Below are 14,665 nucleotides of genomic sequence, written 5' to 3' on the forward strand. Positions count from 1 at the left end.
CCCGCGGTGTTATCGGCGCGAAACAGAACCCACAGAACCCGCAGAACCCGCAGAGCCGCCCGTTCGTTTTGGTCGGGAGTCGCTGACCGGCCTGGCCACCATGTCTGCCTGCAGCCGGCGCGCCCCGGCCGCCCGCGCGGATGCTTCGATGGCCCACAGATCCACCCTGGCTTTCGCTAGCCCCTCGAGCGTCCTCAAGGCCTCGCTCGCCGCGCCGCGCCTTCGCCCGATCGAGAGTCGTCCACGGAATTCCTTCTTGGCGAAGAGGTCGGCGTGCGCGAAGATTCGACCGCCCACCTCTTCGACCCGGAGGTCGATGGACACACCGCGGTAGCGGATGCGTTGGGTTCGCTGTTCGGATGGCTGTGTCTTCATGATGGTCGTCCGAGGGGATAAGCGGTAGTGCCGGTCGAATGCCGGCGCGCGCGCAGCGGTCGGGCGCATGCCTTTTCCGGATACCGGAAGCGGCTGAGTTGCTCAAGACCCTCTCGGGTGATGGCAATCACCTGAGCGCCACGTTCCACGCTGCAGGTGGCAGGGGAGTCCGGGGTGAGGGCGATGACCAGTCCGGCGGCGCGCAGCGCCTTGAGCTCGTCGATTTCTGCAGGTGTACGCAGGGTGACAGGCAAGCGCGATGCTGAGAGCTTGCCCAGCAGTTCCATGGCCATGGGGATCTCCTTTCTCGTTGACCGGGTGAACGGCGAAAAGATAGTACTGGCCGGCTCGATTTTCAAGAGGTCCGTCGCTCCATCCTGCGGCCTTGAAGGCATCGCAGATGCGGCTCCGATCGGGCTTCGGAGGCGTTTGCTCGAACCCTACTTCCCGTTCGTCGGCGCTTGCCAGCTGCTTGAATCGGCGCCGGAAACCCGCCGGCCAGTTCACGGGCCAGATAGCCCAATGGGCCCTGCCGCCGAGCGTGTCCCCCAGCCTTTCCGACGTGGTCGACCATTTCACACCGGGCGGCACGGTGCCCAAAGGGAACACGCTCACCGACAGCGTCGACGATTACTTCAGGCGTTTGTCGCGAGGGTCGCTGTCCGGGCCAGCTCAGTGCCCCTGACACCCGCCGCGTCCGGCGCGCAGAGCATCGAGAGGATCCGAAGCCATCAACGGATTTGCTGGAGGCGCGCGCTTTATGGGGCGAATGGATTTGACGCGCGCGAACAAGCACTCCACGAAATCAAGGAGCTGGAGCGGAGCGCTTGCGTAGCCGCTCGCGCTTCGCTTTCTCGACCGCATCCAACTGCTTTTCGTGCGAAGGTGAGGCCGCCCTCAATGCATCGAGATCAACCGCGTCAAGGAGCTCAATTCCGTGTTCTGCGAGGAGACGCCGACCCACCTGACTGCGCGCGAGTGTGTAGATTCGTTGGATCTTGTTGCCCAGACGATCCGTTGATCCCGAGTCTGCCGCGGTGCGCAACAGGGCTTCGCGGGCCACTTGAATTGCCCACGCGGCTTGGGTAACGACGTGAGGGCCTTTCTCAATGAATAGCCCGACGGCGTTCTGTGCTCGAGATTCAAGCACGTCGAAGGGATCCATGACCCTGATGAACCGCCCTGGCCGCCACTCTGCCTCGACACTGTCTTCGATGACTCGCTTTGTGAAAGCAGAAGACTTCTTCAGCCCGGCCACCGTGTAGAGCTTGTGCAGCACATCGATGTTTCGCTCCTTCCCCTCTGGGGTTGGGAGCCGAAGTTGAGCCACGATGGCTGTACGCCTCGTCTTCTCTGGCAATTCGACGCGCGCCTTCATTGCCTGCCCAAGATCAATCGCCCGAGCCACCTTGCCCAGTGCATCGCCATCGTTCGAAATTGCTATGCCGTCCTGTTCGATGCCGAACCGACTCATCCAGAACGCGAGAGCCTGCCCACCCACAAGCACCATGTCTGTCCCCATGTTGGACAGGAACAGATCGACCGTCTCTTCATCCAGCGGCGCCTCATCTGCCGGAAGAATGGGCTGTGTCGCCATCGCGCTCTCAGTACGGCGAATTGATGAGCTTGAGGTTGCGAGCCTTCCCACCAGAGAACCAGCTCAGGTGATCCTGAGTAGCACGACCTGACCGAGCATTCTCGAGATCCCCTTGCTGTCGCTGGCGTTTGAACGCCCACAACCTTGCATCTCCTTGCTCCTCGGTCTGGCTCTTCAGTAGAAGGGCGACCTGGCCCACTGTAAGACCGCACGCCTCGAGAGCCGCGCCAATCCGGGCCCAGTGCTCAATCTGCTGAGCAGCGGAACGCGACATCAGCTTGCCCTCTTCACGAGCGCTGTCGAAGATCTCGGCGCCAACACGAATGGAATTTGAGGACATGGCGAAATGTGGTAGGTTGTGGCAGTTTACCACAATGTCGCCGCGGCGCCCCGCCGAATTGGAGAGCCGCAGTTGCGGATCCCTGGTCAAGCGACATTGGGAACTGGCGCTCCCCGGGTGGCTGCCAGAAGCAAGGAGCCATGCATGAGCCTGACCAAACAGTTCGTCTTTCCCTTCGCCTCACTGGACGACGAGGCGACGTGGATTCCCGAAGGCGACGGGAAGTGGTCGCGGCCGCTTCGTTTCCTGCAGACCGGGGGTGGGTCGAACTGATGCGCCTGAGGCCCGGTGCCAAACTGGGACCGCACCGCCACACGGGCGAGGTGCATGCATACAACATCGAAGGCCAACGCCGTCTGTGCACTGGCGAACTGGTCGGCCCGGGTGACTACGTGCATGAATCCGCCGGGAACGTCGACTGGTGGGAGGCCGTCGGCGACCGCCCCCTGATCGTGTTCGTCGTGGTGATGGGAGCGGTCGAGTACCTCGGCCCGCATGGCGTGGTCGAGCGCCGCATAGATCCTTCGGATCCTGCCCGAGACTGTCGCCAGAGCTGGCTACCCCAACGTTCAGCCCTTCCCTCGCGGTCGCCTGGCCGCGGACGTCTGTGCGGCCTTCTTCGCGGGAGCCTTCTTCGCCGCCACCTTCTGCGCGACCGGCTTCGCAGCCGCAGCGCGCTTGGGCACCGGGAACAACCGATCCAGTGCCACGCCTTCGAACTTGCCCAGGCTGGCCAGCGCCTTGGCGATATCGGCCCGCAGTGCCGGGCTGCCGACCTCGAGCAGCAGTTCAAACATTTCGCCGATCTCGGCAGCCTGCTTGCCGCTCATCGGCTGTGCGCGTGCCTTCTCGCTGCCGGCCAGTGTGCTCGCCGTTTTCAGGGCCGCGCGGGCGACCTGGAGAACCTGCTTGTTGTGCGACAGCAGCTCCACCAGTTCGCCGGCATTGCGCCGATAAGCCTCGTCCAGGCGCTGCCCCTTGGCCGAGGCTTGCATGCGCTGGTCGCGAAACTCGCGCATCGCCTGCAATGCGAAGCTCTGCGAGGCCGACATCGCCTGCACCGACTCGGCCGGGCAAAGTGTCTGGAAAAGGCACTCCATCAAACCGGCCTGGGTCTCGCTGATGACCTGGTTCTTCTCGGCGTCGCCGGGCTGGAACTCACGCGCCGTCTCGAGGGTGAAGCCGAGGATGCGCCGCCGCCCGGTCTCGACGAACTTGCGTGCATACGCATAGTCGTGCCAGGTGCCGGTGGTGGGGTAGAGATCGATGCTTTGCTGCACCGTGTAGCTGCGCCCGCGCACGGCGGCGATGCCGTTGCGCATGCGATTGCCCATCGCCTGGTGTGCCGAGAGGTCGGCCGCCGGAATGTACTCCTTGTAGTTGTTGCCCGGCGTGCCGCGCTGGCCGTCGAAAGTCGGGTTCTGAAAGTTCTGATTTGGGTCCGTGGTCTGGTTCTGGTCGTCGCCCCAAGGGTAGAGAACGAGTTCGCTGTAGGAGTGCACGTCGACCATGCATGCAAGGCCCGGGAAGCTGTCGATCAGCCAGCGCACGTTGCGTGTCTCGGGCTCAGAGAAGGCGCTCGGCCCCTTGAAGACGTCGTTGCAGTGATCGGCGCTCGTGCCGATGCCGCTGCCCCACAGGAAGGATGCATTGCGGTTGAGGTCCACGCCCTTGCAGGTGAACCCCGTGTTGAGCGCCCGGTTCTTGCGCCACATGGGCGAGCCGCCAGGCACCAGGCAGTGGTTGCGTCCGTCCGGATTGGCCATCGGCAGGATGACGACGGAAAGCCCGTCCGCTGCGAGTAGCACGTCTGTGGCGCTGTAGTTCTTCGGGCCAAAGGCGAGGCCGGTGTTGTTCGCTCGCGCAGTGCAAAACCGCAGCGCAAACTCCACGAGCGTCTCGGGATTGATCAGTTCGCGCGCATGGATGCCGCCAACGAACAGCACGCCGGTGCGGCTGTCAGGCACGCCAGCCGCGCCGCTGCCCCCTGCGATGCGCAGCGCCTTGATCGCGCGGCCCTCCACCGAGCGCTCCGGCAGCACGATCGCGCGGGCCAACGCCGGGAATGTGGTCGCCACGTGGTCGATTGCCGCGTCGATGGCGGCCACGCTCATGTAGGGCATAGGGACTCCCGTTGGATTGGTTTGGAGACAGGCTCGAGGATCGTGGACACCGCGGGACGGCGCGCTGTGGGCCCCGTTTTCCTACTTGACCGCGCCGTCCTTGGCCGCGAGCGCGCGCATGCGGGCGAGCCATGCATCGAACTCGAGCGTGTCGTCCGGTTTGACCGAGCGCTCACCTATCGGCGCGTCGACGTTCACTTCGTAGCCGGCGGCCTGAAGCCGGACGATCTCGGCTTGGTCGAGCAGGCCCTCGATGGCGAATGGACGCGCCATGTGCCCCTTCTTGCGCCGCGCCGTAGCGGCGAAGAGATCCATGCCGTGCACCTGCAAGCGGCGCAGATCATCGGCACCGCGCGCGGAGACGGTGACGAAGAAGCGGGATTGACCAGTGTCATGCATGAAAGCTTCTCCTGTGCGGCGTCACAGCGACTTTGGTCGCTGCTGTCTGATCCCTGGTTCCGATGTTGCGCCTGACCGCGGAGCGGGGCAATGCCGCGCGAACCTCGCGTTCGGTCAGGTCAAGGAGACCGGATTTCACGTCCCGTCGGCACTCGCCGCCTGTCAGATGAATGGCGACGATCACCTTGGTGACCGGAGGCAGGAGGGTTCCGGCAGGCGAAGGCACCCCCGCGCTCGCGGGGATACCCATCGCGGCATGGGATTCGATGGCGGACGCATCGGACATGGAGGCCTCCTGAAACCCAGCACGAGCTGCTGCTGGCGATGAAGAAGACTATTCGCTCCGCTGCGGCTGCGCCTCCCCAGGAACGATGAGATCTGCATGGCGCAGCATCGATGCCATGAGCTCGGGGTTCATTGCCGGCTTGGCTACCGCGGACTACAGGCCTCGTTCCCAGGTGCGTAGCCCCCGATTCCATGCGCGAAGGCGGTCGTCCAATGCTTCGCCACCAGCGTCCGAGCTGGTGGCCGAGAGCTGGTCGAGCAGGATCTGCTGGTCGGTGCTGAGCTGTTGCGGAAATATAGGCACCAGCGTGACCAGATGGTCGCCACGCGTGCCGCGGCGCTGCACCGGAAAGCCCTGGCCCTTCAAGCGGTAAGACAGCCGGTCGCGGCTCACTTGCAGTGCTTGGAAGCCGGTGACGGTCGGCACCTTGACCTCCCGATTGGCGATCCATGCGAATCCGTCGATCGGCATCTCGCATCGAATGGTGCCGTCGTCGTCGAGTTTGAAGAACGCGTGTTCCGACACCTCGACGTGAATCTCGACGTCGGCGGGAGGGCCTTCGGCGCCCACGCGCCGTCCGTCGACATGGAGCAAATCGCCATCGCGCACGCCGTGCGGAATGCGCACGTTCAGCTTGTAGCCGCGCGGCTCCATCTTGCCGACCCCGCCGCACGCCGCGCACGGCTGCCTCGCGATGCCGCCGCCCAAGCAAGCCTCGCACTCGGTCACACCGCTGGGCCATCCGAAAAAGGAGCGCTTCGGGATCGCGCCTGACCCCCCGCACCGAGCGCAATTCCCGCCCAACACCTGGTGCCCGGCGCCCGCGCACGTGGCGCAGACGTCGGTGACCTTGCCCCGCAGCACCTTGATGCATCCGACGGCCGCTTCCTCCAGCGTCATCCTGACCTTGCGGTGCAGCGTCCGGCGCTGCCGTTCCGTGCCGGCCGCGCCGGATGCCGTCGCAGCCTGGTCGGCGTCGAATCCGTCGGGGGTGTTGTTGTCCGGTGCGCCGGGCGTGTCGGCGTCGGCGTTCGCCGGGGCACCGAATCCGGCGCGGCGGATCTCTTCGATTGCCCGGTTGATGCGCTGCATCTTGGCAACAGCACCGGCGCTGTCATTGCGGTCCGGATGCCATTGCGAGGCGAGTCGGCGCCATGCCGCCTTCACCTCGTGCTCGGTCGCGTCAGGTGCCAATCCCAGTTCGGCGAAAGCGCTCTCGGTGTCCAAATTCAGACCTTGTCCAGGGAAGCCGTCCACGATGGAAGCCCATGGAGGCGGCGGCCCGTTAGCGTGAATGTTATCTGAGGGAGCGGCATGCAAGGGGTGTGCCACGCGCGGCGAGGCCGCATTGAGCTGAACAGTCGCGGCTCAAAAGACGTGCGGTGCGCCACGTTGGTTTGTGCAATGTGCGAACGGCTGCGGCCGACAAAGGGCTGCCGCATATAGCTCGGAAGCACCCACTCAGGTGGCGTCGGTGACGTGCGGGTTTATCAGCAGGAACTACGCCATTGGCGTACACTCCAAACATGCTGACCGTCGTTGAAACGCCAACCTTCCAAAAGCTTTGGCCGAACTATTGGACAGAGGAGGAGCGCGGCGAGTTCGCAGCCTACATCGCAGAGAACCCAGACGATGGAGACCCGGTGAAGAGATCTGGAGGCGTGCGGAAGGTGCGCTGGAGCCGAGCCGGTTCGGGCAAGAGTAGCGGCGTGCGGATTGTCTACTTCAATCGCAAGAAGGCCGGCGAAGTTGTTTTACTGTTGATCTACGCCAAAGCGAACCTTGATTCGATCTCTGGCGAAACGTTGAAGGAGTTGCGTGATGCCGCAGAAAAAGCCTCTGAGTGATGCCAAGCTGGCGGCCTTTGAAGCCAGCCAGGACTTCGAGGCCTTGCTCGTTCAATCGGCGCGCGAAATGGGTGCCGGGAAGACGCGCAAGGTGTACACCCCTGTCGTGGCAGCTCGCGAGAGTGCGGGCCTGTCGCAAGCCGGGTTTGCTGAATTGCTCGGTGTCTCTGTGCGCACCCTGCAGCAGTGGGAACAAGGCCGTCGCGAGCCCACGGGCGCAGCGAAGGCGTTGGTAATGATCGCCGCGAAGATGCCAGAAGCGCTCAAGGCAATTGATCCGAATTTCAAGGTGCCAGCCCCACGCCATGCCACTGCCCAAGCGGTTGCCGTGATGCGCAGCGCAATCGCAGCGGCGAACAACGCATTGGAGGCCGTGCAGCGCGCAGTCGATGAATCGACCGTCGCCGTTCATTCCGCAAAGAGGGCGCCCCAAACGCTGAAGGACTCCATCCGCTGAAAGGCGTCGTCCCAACGCGAGTAGTTGCGATGCTGTGCCACGTGTCGTTCTCACATGCCGAACACCCTTCGATCTGATTGCCAACTCGGACAACGGCTTGCATCGCAGTACGGCATCGACGCGGTTCAGTCGCTCGTCAGCAGGTCGCGCTGGGGCTCTGAACTGGGCGTCGCGCGCATGCGTTACGAGTTGCCGCGTCTGTTTGTGCTGGCGCCGCTCCCGACCGAAGACGCATTCCTGCTCAGCGTGGAGATCAATTCGGGCGGCAGCCGACGCATCGTCCGGGAGGGCGATTCCCGACAGCTGGGCCTGCAGCAGGAAGGCGCTTTCCACATCGCCGATCTGTCGCAGCGCGCGTCGGCGTACGTGAGCAGTCCATTCCACTCGATGTCCTTTCACCTGCCACGCGTGGCCAGCGACAATTAACTTGAGCGGCGTGTTGCCTCACGAAGGAATGTTACCCGGCCATTGGTTGTCGTTTGGGCTTCTTTTTTGATTCTTTAGTTGAAGGCTGTGGGCATGTGGGCGAAGGGTGCGGCGGTGGGCATAGCTGTGCGTTCCGCGGGATTTCGAACCGTTGTTGGTCCGCAAGCTCGCGTGACCACAAACGCGACGACGCTCCGACAGAATGCGGCCACAAGCTGGCCGGTCGGGGCCCGCCACAGCCGGAAGAGTCCGGCCTGGGTCTACCTGTAGCAGCCACGGTGCATGAGGAGTAGTGTGAATCAATCAGCTCCTGCCGACACCTTCGACGAAGCCTATTGCCAGCGCTACTACTTCGACAAGAATACTAAGGTGCTGGACCCCCAGCATGTCGAGCGGCTTGTCGCCTTTGTTTGCGCCTACCTGCGATACCTGCGCGTGCCCGTGCGGCGAGTGCTGGACGTGGGTTGCGGCATTGGACTCTGGCGCGACATCGTGGTGCGGCAATTCCCTTTGGCCAGCTACCACGGTGTGGAGTTCAGCGAGTACCTGTGCGGGCGCTACGGGTGGGAGCGCGGCTCGGTGGTGGATTACCAAATCAGGAAGCCTTTTGACTTCGTCATTTGCCAGGGCGTGCTGCCCTATCTCAGCCCGCCAGATGTGAAGCGCGCTCTGTGCAACCTAAGCCTACTTAGTCAGGGCGCCCTGTATCTGGAGGCGGTGACGCGCGAGGACTACGCGCGCGACATCGTGGATGAGGACGTGACCGACCCGCACATCTTTCGCCACCGTGCAGAGATGTACCGGCACGGGCTGTCGCGGCACTTTCAGGAGTTGGGCGGCGGCGTGTGGCTGAGCCGGCAAGCCGAGGTGCCACTGTTCTCATTGGAGTACGTGGCAGAGTGACGGCTCCCTTGGCCATTCGTACGTTTGCAAGGGGCTGCGGATTCAACCGGTCTCTCACGAGCGTCATTGGCTACGCTGAAAGCTGACGCTCGCGCTGCTTTTTGCCTGTCCCTGTTCGGGGCTCCGTGCGAAACGTGTGGTCGAGAGTTACGCCCGGAGCCGGACAGGCGCGCGTCATGCCTTCGCGCCTACGGCCAATATCGCTGCGGCCGGGACCTTGAACACATCATCCTCCCGATAGCGTTCAATTGAGCGCTCGACCGCCAAGGTGAGCAAGGCCCTCTTGTCCTGCGGCAGGGAGCGGATAACGGAAGACATCAGCACCGTGCCATCGGTCAGCAGTTGGATCAACTGGCGTGCTGATTCGATCGACGCGGGCGCTGTGAGCCTGGGCGCGAGACGGGGGCAAGACGAACCCCGAGTCGCGGAGCAGACTCAGGCACGTTTCGATTTCGCAGATGGCACCTGCGGGCGCCGTCGGAAGGGCGGCCGCCGGGTTGCCGAGCTCTCGAACGGCATCGACCACCACCTTCTGGACTAGGTGCTCGTCAATGGGCGCCCACACGGTGAACCCCAAGCGACCTCCTGTGCGCAACACCCTGTCCGCCTCGGCCAGCGCCCGCAGGGGAAACGGGAAATGGTGAACACCAAAGCCGATGACAACAGCGTCGAACGTGTTATCCGCGAACGGCAGCGCTTCCGCGTCAGCCAGCCGGAAAGACAGCGCCGGGTAACCCCTCATCGCCGCATCGATCATGTTCGGCGAGAAGTCAACTGCCTCGACCTGCGCGCCCGATTCCGCAGCCATTGCTGCCATGTATCCACTTCCACATGCCACATCGAGCAACTTGATCCGCGGCCCGGCGCCGACAGCCTCTAGGAGCTGTTTGGCAAAGAGCCTCGTTATGGCCTCGAACGAGCCTGCATAGGACGGCGCCGCGCGCTCCCATCCGGCACGCTCGAATTCACGGTAGGGATGATCTTCCACGTCCAACGGCACGATGATCTCCACTTTCGCACAGCACCCTGCAAGACGTTCGCTCGCGTCCCTCTGCGCAGCGACTCAGCGCCCTCCCTTCTGGCGCCGCACCTCGATCGAGGAATCGAACGAATCGAGGTCCGGTATCACACTTGATAAGTAGCGAATCTATGGTACGGCGGAGCGTCTGTCCACTAGGCAATCCTATTGGGCGAAGCTCTCGACGACCACTGACGGCGCCCCGCTGCTACGTTCGGCGATGCCGTTGAGCACGACGTCAAAGGCGCGTGGCGCAGCTCCTTGGTAGGCGTCTCGGCGGCGTACAAACAGCGTGTCGACCCACAGCGGCTCCGGAGCGAAGGGTTCGATCCGAAGCATTTTCTGTCCACGGTAACCCTCGACCACGCTGCGCGGCAACACTGTCACTCCGACGTTGGCGCCGACGCAGCCCAATATGCCTTCCACCGTGCCGAACTCGAGTCGACGAAACGGCAGCCACCCTCGCGCGGAGAACTGGGCTTCCAGACGTTGCCGATATGAGCAGCCCTGTCGAAAGACGATCGCGGTCAGCCCGCCCCGATCCAATCGCTGACTCATGCTGCCGCTCTCTCGTGCAGCGATCAGGACAAGCTCCTCATGAAAAACGGGCCGCGCGACAAGTTCCGGGTGATTGATCGGGCCAGCGACGAATGCACCGTCCAGCCGATCCGCCAGTACAAGCTCTAGCAGTTCTGCCGTCGGTCCTGTGCGGATTTCGAGTTGCACATTGGGATAGGTTCGGTGGAACCGTCCAAGCACGTCAGGCAGGCGCACCGCCGCCGTGGTCTCCATTGAACCGACGCGCAGACTGCCCCGAACAACGCCGTCGTCACGAACCGCAGCCTTCGCCTCTGCAGCGAGGGCTGTGAACCGCTGCGCATAGGTCACCAGACGTTGCCCGGCAACCGTGAGCGTGACGCCTCGGCTATGCCTCAGGAAGAGCGTCGCGTCGAGGTCAGTCTCCAGTAGCTTCAGCCGCGCAGTGACATTGGACTGCACGGTGTGCAGTTCCAGTGCCGCGGCGGTGACGGAGCCGTGCCGCGCCACTGCCAGGAACGTCGCGAGAGCGGTCGTGTCCATGACGCTGCCATCTGAGTTCTTGAATGCAGCCATCTTAGTTATTCGTTTCAAAAAAAGCCAACGTGGAACTAAGGTATTGGCATCCCTCCAACGAAAGTCTGCCATGCAACTCAAGACAACCCTCACGCAGTGCCTCAACATCGAGCATCCGATCCTGCTGGCTGCGATGGATCTGGTGGCCGACGCACGCCTGACGATGTCCGTCATCGAGGCGGGCGGCTACGGATTTCTGGGCGCTGGCTACGGTGACGAAGCTTGGCTGAAGCGAGAGCTCGCGATACTCGCGCCGGCGGTGCGCGAGCGTGGCCGTGCATTCGGCGTCGGCTTTATCACCTGGAGCCTGGCGCGCCAGCCGCATCTGCTGGATGTCGCGCTCGAGCAGGGTCCGAGCGCAGTATGGCTGTCGTTCGGAGATCCCAGGCCGTTCGCGCAACGCATCAAGTCGGCCGGCGCGAAGCTAGTCTGTCAGGTGCAGACGGAGGCGATGGCCCGGGAGGCCCTCGACGCGGGCGCTGACATCCTGGTGGCGCAAGGCGCTGAAGCCGGCGGTCACGGTGTCAGCCGCGGAACGCTGGCATTGGTGCCGGCGATCGCGGATCTCGCAGGCCCTCGCGTGCCGGTGGCTGCGGCAGGTGGCATCGCCGACGGGCGCGGCCTGGCCGCGTCGCTGATGCTTGGCGCCGGTGGCGTGGCCCTCGGCACGCGCTTCTATGCCTCGGTCGAGGCTGCCGGTTTCGAGGCGGCCAAGAAACGCATCGTCGAGGCCAGCGGCGACGGCAGCCTGCGCAGTGTTGTCTTCGACATCTCGCGCAGGAACGTGTGGCCTGCTCCATTCACAGGCCGGTGCCTCCAGAACGAGCATCTGCGGCGCTGGGCAGGGCGAGAACTCGACCTGATGCGTGCATTGGGGACAGAGGGCGAGCGATACGCCGCCGCAAGGGCCTCGGGCGACTTCGAGACGGCAGCCGTGATTGCGGGAGAGGCTGCGGGACTTATCCACGATCTGCCACCGGTCGGTCAACTGGTTCATCGGATCATCAGCGAGGCCGTCGAACTCGTTAGCGCCGCCCCTCGTTTCGTGATCGAGGAGAGCAAGCAATGAAACCAGGGCGCGAGCCAGTACTGGAAGTGCTCTGCGACCGGCAGCGATTGGAGGCATTCTGCCTTTTGCAGGCCTCACTCGTAGCCACGACCGGCGTACCGGAACTCAGCGAACAGGCGCCAGGATTGTTGGATTTCGGGGCTGGTCGACCATCGAAGCCAGAACTCGAAGCCGACGCCTGAGCCGCTCCCAAGAATTCTGCGATGGATTGGTTCAGCGGCTGTTCAGGTCTGACCAGACCCTTTGCCCGCTGTCGAGTTTGATGCGAGTAGTTCAAGTGACGCCGCCGCCTCGCTGACGACCGAGTCGAGCGGCGCCGGCGCGCGAGTCACTCGCCCGACTGGGCACCACGGGTACGGCAGCCGTCCGGCCCATTCGAACGCCGCGGCACAGAGGGTGGGATCGAAGCAATCCATTCGCTCTATCGTGATCGTGAGCCGCCGCACCAGCAGCTCCACGTCCGGCCGCCATTCCCACGCGTAGCGGCCGAATCCCGCCCGCACCTGTTGCGTTTCCTTGTCGGACATTACGACGAGCCAGCCGCAGTCGAGTCGCAGCGCGGCTGGAGGCGGGGGCTCGCAAAGGCAGAATGTGTAGATGTTCTCGTACTGCTGCGCGAAGCGGCGCACGAGCATCTCGGCAATTGCCTCCGGGCCGTGCGCCCCGGGGTTGAACGCTATCGCGTCGGTCTTCACGACCATCTCGAGCGAAGCCGCCGGTGAAAACACCCGCGACACCAAGTGTGGCCGGTTCGAGTCCTTCGCGCTGATGTAGGCGCTAACCAAACGCGCCAGAGTCATCGATTCCACGTCGGTCCCCTCCTAGCCGTGAGTGCGGAATTGGCGCGACCGTAGTCCAACTCTTCGCTGGTCAGCGTTGGTGCCGCGGAATGTCGAACGAGCCCCGCTGGTGGTCGGCGGCTTTGAGTCACTACCGTCTCGAAATCGGCTCTTGGCGAGCTCAGAAGTTCACAACTTCGGCTTGGCAGGGCGCGGGCCAAGCTTTCGCTGGCATATCGGGGCGTCGCACTGACTCAAGCATCGTTCACCGTTTCGTGCTCAGCTGGCACAAGTATCTCGAGCAGCTCGCAATCGTCTGACCAGCCGACAACGGTGTGGCGGATGTTGGGTGGTTGCACCCAGCTGGAAGCCCGCCACCAGCCGCTGCCGGCCGACGCCCTCGAACTCTGTCTCGAACCATCCCCTCGGGCAGTAGACCATCTGGAACTGCACGTTATGGTGATGTCGGACGCTCTACTCAGGCCGGTACGGCGCGATCATGCGGATTACGTGTGCCTGCGTGAGACCGTTCGTCGCCTCAGCCACGCCCAGATCACGATAGGACGAATAGTCGCGCAGGCCGCCGGTCTTGAAGGCAGCCTCGTCGTGGTGGCTGATGGCGAAGCGCTGGGGCCCGTTGGGCAAGGGAGCTTTCATGCGACCCTCCTGTGAGTGATCGAATCCGCATCAGACCTCGAAACGCCGATGTTGGCAATCCCTCAAAGCCCCGTTGCCTGCCCTCATCGGGAAGCGGCGGCGTGCGAGGTCCACAGTCATGCCCCGGCTATCAAGGGGAGAAAACAGCGGTGACCGTCGGTTCGAGCTTTTTTCAACAGCATCGGCCCAAACTTGTCCTTCGACCTTCTGACCTGAACTTCCGCTCCGCAGCATCGGGAACCGTCCATCACCTCTGGTCTGCGAATCACAGACCCGGCCATGAACAAGGCCCTCATGACCGGCTCCTTCTCGGCGAGGCTCTGGTGAAAATTTTCTGCGTCGCCGAACGACTTCGTGAGCGCGTTGCGCTGGTCAAGCCGAAAGCACCGCGTTCCAGATCGCGGGCGCGGCTTGGCCCACAGTACGCAGCCGGCCCAGATTGAACTGGCCTTTGCGGATGCGATGCAGCAGTTCGACGCCGGCGATCGTCACGGCCGCGCGATCGAAGACCTTGAAGCCGAGCATGGGCCTGATGCGCGACTTCACGCCTCGATGGTCCTGCTCGACCATGTTGTTCAAGTAGCGCGACGCTCGCAGTCGAGTGTCTTTCCAGCGGGAGCTCTGCTGGGGCAGCTCCCGCACCGCGCGATTCGACGCGGCGTAGCCATCGAGCGTGATGGTCACTGGAGGTCGCCCTTGCGTCTTCAGCGCCTTGCGGAAGAACGCCTTGGCCGCCTTTACATCGCGGTTGGCGCTCAGGCGAAAGTCAACTGTTTGGCCTTCGCGATCGACAGCACGATAGAGATACGTCCACTTGCCTCGAATCTTCACATAGGTCTCGTCGACGCGCCAAGATCGACCGGCCTTGCGGGCGAAGCGATTCCAGCGCTTCTCGAACTCGGGCAGGAAACGCTGGACCCAGCGCATGATCGTCGTGTGAGCCAAGGCCAGGCCGCGCTCGGCCATCATCTCCACGAGGTCGCGAAGGCTCAGCTTGAAACGCAGATACCACCGAACGCATAGGACGATGACCTCACGCTCGAAGTGCCGCCCCTTGAAAAGTTCGTCCATGCTTTGCAGCCTCTGCGCCATCGATTCGCCTTCAGTTCAAAGGCCCGAGCCTACCCCGGGGCGCGATTTGCACCAGAGCCTCCAGAACCATCAACACATTCCCGCAATAGCTCATTCGTGTTAGGTCGTCTTGAGGATAGCCAGTGAAGAGTGTCCTTTCTTAGACGGCGCTGCCGAGGACCGAAAGGCGTGCACTTCGCAGCGT

The 14,665-nt window shown here is 63.4% G+C and carries 19 protein-coding genes; 6 read left to right on the plus strand and 13 right to left on the minus strand.

From position 1 onward, the window contains the following. Positions 1–9 precede the first annotated feature (9 nt). From ACSFA8_RS24720 to ACSFA8_RS24735, 4 genes are all read right to left on the minus strand, one after another. Positions 10–375 (minus strand): hypothetical protein, encoded by a 366-nt coding sequence (locus ACSFA8_RS24720; protein WP_435482116.1) that lies wholly within the window; start codon positions 373–375, stop codon positions 10–12. Beyond that, complete coding sequence (locus ACSFA8_RS24725; RefSeq protein WP_435482117.1) at positions 372–668, minus strand: hypothetical protein; 297 nt, start codon at positions 666–668, stop codon at positions 372–374. The genes ACSFA8_RS24720 and ACSFA8_RS24725 overlap by 4 nt, the downstream gene beginning before the upstream one ends. A gap of 512 nt (positions 669–1,180) precedes the next feature. Beyond that, positions 1,181–1,972 (minus strand): hypothetical protein, encoded by a 792-nt coding sequence (locus ACSFA8_RS24730; RefSeq protein WP_435482118.1) that lies wholly within the window; start codon positions 1,970–1,972, stop codon positions 1,181–1,183. Between the two features lie 7 nt (positions 1,973–1,979). After that, a complete protein-coding gene (locus tag ACSFA8_RS24735) occupies positions 1,980–2,312 on the minus strand; it encodes a TA system antitoxin ParD family protein (RefSeq protein WP_435482119.1) in 333 nt (110 codons plus the stop codon). Between the two features lie 144 nt (positions 2,313–2,456). On the opposite strand from ACSFA8_RS24735, the gene ACSFA8_RS24740 reads away from it, so the two are divergent. Further along, positions 2,457–2,585 carry a hypothetical protein gene (locus ACSFA8_RS24740; RefSeq protein ID WP_435482120.1) on the plus strand — a complete coding sequence of 43 codons (129 nt, stop codon included), beginning with the start codon at positions 2,457–2,459 and terminating at the stop codon, positions 2,583–2,585. A gap of 296 nt (positions 2,586–2,881) precedes the next feature. Here ACSFA8_RS24740 and ACSFA8_RS24745 read toward each other — a convergent pair whose 3' ends face one another. From ACSFA8_RS24745 to ACSFA8_RS24760, 4 genes are all read right to left on the minus strand, one after another. Next, a complete protein-coding gene (locus ACSFA8_RS24745) occupies positions 2,882–4,435 on the minus strand; it encodes a M14 family zinc carboxypeptidase (RefSeq protein ID WP_435482121.1) in 1,554 nt (517 codons plus the stop codon). 81 nt (positions 4,436–4,516) lie between these two features. After that, positions 4,517–4,834: a hypothetical protein gene (locus ACSFA8_RS24750; RefSeq protein ID WP_435482122.1), complete on the minus strand. Its 318-nt coding sequence runs from the start codon at positions 4,832–4,834 to the stop codon at positions 4,517–4,519. Next, entirely contained in the window at positions 4,827–5,120 is a 294-nt protein-coding gene (locus ACSFA8_RS24755; protein ID WP_435482123.1) for a hypothetical protein, read from the minus strand. The genes ACSFA8_RS24750 and ACSFA8_RS24755 overlap by 8 nt, the downstream gene beginning before the upstream one ends. 153 nt (positions 5,121–5,273) lie before the next feature. Continuing rightward, positions 5,274–6,377: a DnaJ C-terminal domain-containing protein gene (locus ACSFA8_RS24760; RefSeq protein WP_435482124.1), complete on the minus strand. Its 1,104-nt coding sequence runs from the start codon at positions 6,375–6,377 to the stop codon at positions 5,274–5,276. Positions 6,378–6,646: 269 nt separating this feature from the next. Here ACSFA8_RS24760 and ACSFA8_RS24765 point away from each other — a divergent pair, with 269 nt between their 5' ends. From ACSFA8_RS24765 to ACSFA8_RS24780, 4 genes are all read left to right on the plus strand, one after another. Then, positions 6,647–6,967 carry a transcriptional regulator gene (locus ACSFA8_RS24765; RefSeq protein ID WP_435482125.1) on the plus strand — a complete coding sequence of 107 codons (321 nt, stop codon included), beginning with the start codon at positions 6,647–6,649 and terminating at the stop codon, positions 6,965–6,967. Continuing rightward, on the plus strand, positions 6,942–7,424 hold the full coding sequence (locus ACSFA8_RS24770; RefSeq protein ID WP_435482126.1) for a helix-turn-helix domain-containing protein: 483 nt from the start codon (positions 6,942–6,944) through the stop codon (positions 7,422–7,424). Before ACSFA8_RS24765 ends, ACSFA8_RS24770 begins: the two co-directional genes overlap by 26 nt. Before the next feature lie 54 nt (positions 7,425–7,478). Next, complete coding sequence (locus tag ACSFA8_RS24775; RefSeq protein ID WP_435482127.1) at positions 7,479–7,850, plus strand: hypothetical protein; 372 nt, start codon at positions 7,479–7,481, stop codon at positions 7,848–7,850. Positions 7,851–8,144: 294 nt separating this feature from the next. After that, complete coding sequence (locus ACSFA8_RS24780; RefSeq protein WP_435482128.1) at positions 8,145–8,753, plus strand: class I SAM-dependent methyltransferase; 609 nt, start codon at positions 8,145–8,147, stop codon at positions 8,751–8,753. Positions 8,754–8,997: 244 nt separating this feature from the next. Here ACSFA8_RS24780 and ACSFA8_RS24785 read toward each other — a convergent pair whose 3' ends face one another. Both ACSFA8_RS24785 and ACSFA8_RS24790 read right to left on the minus strand, forming a co-directional pair. Further along, positions 8,998–9,765 carry a class I SAM-dependent methyltransferase gene (locus ACSFA8_RS24785; RefSeq protein WP_435482129.1) on the minus strand — a complete coding sequence of 256 codons (768 nt, stop codon included), beginning with the start codon at positions 9,763–9,765 and terminating at the stop codon, positions 8,998–9,000. A 171-nt stretch (positions 9,766–9,936) separates the two neighbouring features. Further along, positions 9,937–10,884: a LysR family transcriptional regulator gene (locus ACSFA8_RS24790; protein ID WP_435482130.1), complete on the minus strand. Its 948-nt coding sequence runs from the start codon at positions 10,882–10,884 to the stop codon at positions 9,937–9,939. Here ACSFA8_RS24790 and ACSFA8_RS24795 point away from each other — a divergent pair. Continuing rightward, positions 10,871–11,953, plus strand: coding sequence for an NAD(P)H-dependent flavin oxidoreductase (locus tag ACSFA8_RS24795; RefSeq protein ID WP_435482131.1), 1,083 nt, complete (start codon positions 10,871–10,873; stop codon positions 11,951–11,953). The two genes, ACSFA8_RS24790 and ACSFA8_RS24795, sit on opposite strands and share 14 nt — an antisense overlap. 224 nt (positions 11,954–12,177) lie before the next feature. Here the strand turns inward: ACSFA8_RS24795 and ACSFA8_RS24800 are convergent, their stop codons facing one another. From ACSFA8_RS24800 to ACSFA8_RS24810, 3 genes are all read right to left on the minus strand, one after another. Next, positions 12,178–12,762, minus strand: a complete 585-nt coding sequence (locus ACSFA8_RS24800) for a hypothetical protein (RefSeq protein WP_435482132.1) — start codon at positions 12,760–12,762, stop codon at positions 12,178–12,180. Positions 12,763–13,206: 444 nt separating this feature from the next. Then, positions 13,207–13,389 carry a cupin domain-containing protein gene (locus ACSFA8_RS24805; RefSeq protein ID WP_435482133.1) on the minus strand — a complete coding sequence of 61 codons (183 nt, stop codon included), beginning with the start codon at positions 13,387–13,389 and terminating at the stop codon, positions 13,207–13,209. Positions 13,390–13,761: 372 nt separating this feature from the next. Beyond that, positions 13,762–14,481, minus strand: a complete 720-nt coding sequence (locus ACSFA8_RS24810; protein ID WP_435482134.1) for an IS6 family transposase — start codon at positions 14,479–14,481, stop codon at positions 13,762–13,764. Positions 14,482–14,665 lie beyond the last annotated feature (184 nt).

The sequence above is a fragment of the Variovorax nitratireducens genome (assembly GCF_051216545.1).
In the GTDB taxonomy this organism is placed as follows: domain Bacteria; phylum Pseudomonadota; class Gammaproteobacteria; order Burkholderiales; family Burkholderiaceae_C; genus Variovorax.